This window comes from Geobacillus sp. ZGt-1, from assembly GCF_001026865.1.
Classification (GTDB): Bacteria; Bacillota; Bacilli; order Bacillales; family Anoxybacillaceae; genus Geobacillus; species Geobacillus thermoleovorans.
The window spans coordinates 1-2906 of sequence record NZ_LDPD01000214.1; the positions used below are offsets into that span (position 1 = coordinate 1).

A 2906-nucleotide genomic window follows, 5' to 3' on the forward strand; every position below is an offset into this window, starting at 1 on the left:
AAAATTTTATACATCATCCAGAATTCATCATGTGATGCCATCCATTTTCCAACTAAATATATTGATACGTACCATACAGTTTTTCTCTATTTTCTTTGACATTAGGATAAAACTGGATAATTGCCTTTTCACGAACGTATTTTACGTTTTTAATTGCTTGTTGCAATTTCTGTTTTACTGTTTCTGTCGATATTCCCGCGTTATCCGCTATTGAATAGCCAGCTACAAATCCCTGTGCTATTGCAACTTTAGCTCCCTCGATTCCAGTAATATTCCCTGCAACATATAGACCTTTTAGAGGTGTTTCCATTCGTTCATTATGTTGCGGGATATGCCCTCCGAGCTCAGGAATATAGTGAAATGGACACCCAGCCACTGCAGCCAATTCTGCTAGTGGATATAGACCTCCAGATATGCAAACAAAATCAACTGGTATTATTTTTTCAGTTCCTTTAATAGGATCTCCATCTACTGTGATATCAGCTATTTTTACCCCTTCTACTTGCTGCTCACCTACTATTTCAATAGCTGCCTTCCGCAAATGAAGGGGTATTCCCCATACACTTATGCCTTTTTTCGGGAGAAAACGAAGTGCTAACTTACGTAATGATTCATTTATCATTAATCGACTTCCTAATCTTAATATAGGGGATGGAGCTAAATGGGATGCTCTTAATAAACTTTTCATGACTTCCATTGGATCAGCAGCCGTCTTTGATATCTCATTTTTCGGAGGCAATACCATACACTCAATATTAAGACCGGCAAGCTTCAGTTCATGCATAATCGCAAAGGAAAGAATATTAGCTCCAATGATAACTCCCTTTTTTCCAACTTTTACACGATGAACATTAGTCATTACCTGTGCAGCCCCTACTGACATTACTCCAGGCAAAGTCCATCCTGGAATTGGTATATGATATTCTGCTGCACCTGTTGCTAATAAAACATATGGGGATTGCATAATTCCGTGGTTTGTGTAAACAACCCACCCATGTTCATGTTTATCCAAATGATAAACTGATACCCCACATTTAATTTCTACTCCTAGCTCTTCTGCCTGAGCAACTAATTTATCAGTTTCTTTAATACCGTTCCACCATGTTCCATCACTTTCCTGATATAGTTGCCCTAATAATCTTCCTCCAGGCTTTATAAATTCATCAATTAATGTTACCTTAAGACCACATTCTCTTGCAGCAATTGAGGCAGCTAATCCTGCCGGTCCAGCTCCAATAATGACTAATTCGCCCATATGTTATTTTCCCCTTTAAATAAATCTTTAATTGGAGTTGGCTGTCTTTTTCCACTATGAATATCCATGTTTTCTTCCACTAAAGTAATGCAGGCCCTTACATTATTACAACCATTTACAGTCACTCTGCACTCAAAGCAATGCCCAATATTACAATAAATTCCTCTTGCTGTGCCACTTTCTTCATGAAAACGCAATATGCGAATATTATTGGCCAAAAGCGCGGCTGCAATAGTTTCTCCTTCATATGCCTCATAATACTGACCATTAAAATAAAATGGTATCTTTTTGCGATTTTTTATTTCACCTAAAACTGGATGGTCAATAATACGATTATTCATTTTAAATCACCTAACAATCCAAATGTAACAGGTCTTACGGGAGCTTGATATTTAAGTGGAATGTTGTGAGTCATAGTATTTTGGCCATAATCAGCAGCAATCATATCGATAAGATAGCGACACGTCCTTCCACCGCAAAATCCCATACCGGCACGGGTTCTTAATTTCAGCTCCCTTGATGAACATTTATATTTTTTTGCTGTTTCAACTATATTTTGGTAAGTGACCTCTTCACATCGACAAACAATAAAATCTGTTGAGGTCTTCATGTATTTCCCTCCTCGCTCAATGGTTATAGGTTCTGTTATTATAACTGGCAAAAACCATGCCAATACATGAGGGGGGAATTACACTTTAATACCCAATTTCTTCATTCGATTGTACAATGTTGCTCGTGTAACACCCAATCTCTTCGCGCACGCTTGCTTATTTCCATTTTCCATTTGGAGTACCCGTTCAATAATTTTTTTCTCACAAAGCTCTAATTCTTCTTTAAGCGATAAAATTTTATCAGTGTCAGCGCTAGGTTCTTCAAACTGATTATAAATATTTGCACTACGGGTATCGGCTTGATGAACAAAAGGCAAATCTTCTTTTTTTATAATTCCATCTGTCGCAAGTACTACCAAACGTTCAATAACATTTCTTAGTTCACGTATATTCCCAGGCCAACTATAGTTAAATAATTCATTCATTACTTCTTGAGAAATACCATGAATTGGCCTGTTATATCTGATGGAGAACTCGTACAAAAAGTAGTGGGTCAGTTCAATTATGTCTTCTTTTCTTTCCCTTAAAGGAGGAATATTAATACTTATGACGTTTAAGCGATAAAACAAATCTTCTCTAAATTTTCCATCTTTAATCATATCCTCCAAATTTTTATTCGTAGCAGCAATTACTCTGAAATCGGCGTCGATTTCCTTTGTTCCGCCTATTCGATAGAATTTCTTTTCCTGTAGCACTCTCAAAAGCTTAACCTGCATTTCCATTGGCATTTCACCAATTTCATCTAAAAATAATGTTCCACCTTTTGCTAATTCTATTTTTCCCTTTCTTCCTCTTTGGTCCGCTCCTGAAAAAGCCCCCCTTTCATAACCAAATAACTCACTTTCAAATAAGGACGCTGGAATTGCGCCGCAATTTATAGATATAAATGGGGCGTTTGATGCTTCACGTGCATCATGAATTGCTTTGGCAAATAACTCTTTTCCAACTCCGCTTTCCCCTAATATTAGAACGGTTGACTTAGCTGAACTAACCTTTCTGGCCATTTCAATCGTTTTTCGAATGACTCTGCTTCTCCCTTT

4 protein-coding genes are annotated in these 2906 nt (G+C 37.2%); all 4 read right to left on the reverse strand.

Annotated features, from left to right (window positions below; genetic code table 11):
• Nucleotides 1-52 precede the first annotated feature (52 nt).
• Nucleotides 53-1255: an NAD(P)/FAD-dependent oxidoreductase gene (locus VU18_RS16740; protein ID WP_047758619.1), complete on the reverse strand. Its 1203-nt coding sequence runs from the start codon at nucleotides 1253-1255 to the stop codon at nucleotides 53-55.
• Nucleotides 1243-1596, reverse strand: a complete 354-nt coding sequence (locus tag VU18_RS17740) for a (2Fe-2S)-binding protein (RefSeq protein ID WP_082218553.1) — start codon at nucleotides 1594-1596, stop codon at nucleotides 1243-1245. The genes VU18_RS16740 and VU18_RS17740 overlap by 13 nt, the downstream gene beginning before the upstream one ends.
• The gene (locus VU18_RS17745) at nucleotides 1593-1865 is read right to left on the reverse strand and encodes a (2Fe-2S)-binding protein (RefSeq protein WP_082218554.1); all 273 of its coding nucleotides are present in this window, start codon (nucleotides 1863-1865) and stop codon (nucleotides 1593-1595) included. The genes VU18_RS17740 and VU18_RS17745 overlap by 4 nt, the downstream gene beginning before the upstream one ends.
• 78 nt (nucleotides 1866-1943) lie before the next feature.
• Nucleotides 1944-2906, reverse strand: a 963-nt coding sequence (locus VU18_RS16745; RefSeq protein ID WP_047758620.1) for a sigma-54-dependent Fis family transcriptional regulator, incomplete at its 5' end; no start/stop codon positions are given.